This is a genomic window from Variovorax sp. KK3 (assembly GCF_001984055.1).
Taxonomy (GTDB): domain Bacteria; phylum Pseudomonadota; class Gammaproteobacteria; order Burkholderiales; family Burkholderiaceae_C; genus Variovorax.
In genome coordinates this window covers 1-289 of record NZ_LYVO01000223.1, presented here as the reverse complement: position 1 = coordinate 289, position 289 = coordinate 1, and the positions used below count along the sequence as shown (strand labels likewise).

At 68.2% G+C, this 289-nt stretch carries 1 pseudogene; it reads right to left on the bottom strand.

The features are described from left to right. Positions 1 to 289: pseudogene (locus B0W80_RS34270) on the bottom strand (hypothetical protein); the annotation flags it as partial.

The following is a 289-nucleotide window of genomic DNA, read 5'->3' as shown; positions in this document are numbered from 1 at the left end:
CGCAGCCCGTCGGTGGTCAGGTCCCCGTTGGCGTTGTGGCCGTAGGTGATGGCCGTGGTCGTGCCGCCCGTGGTCTGAGTGAAACCCTCGATGCGGTTGCTGCTGCCCGCGACCGTGTAGTTGCGGGTGGTGCTCTGGCCGTTGGCGGTCTTCGTGCTGGCCGTGCGGTTGCCGTTGGCGTCGTAGCTGAAGGTGGTCTGGCTCCCCGTCGCGGTGAAGCCCGTGATGCGGCCCACCGGGTCGTAGCTCACGCCCCAGGTCGTGTTCGCGTTGGCGATGCTGCTGTGGT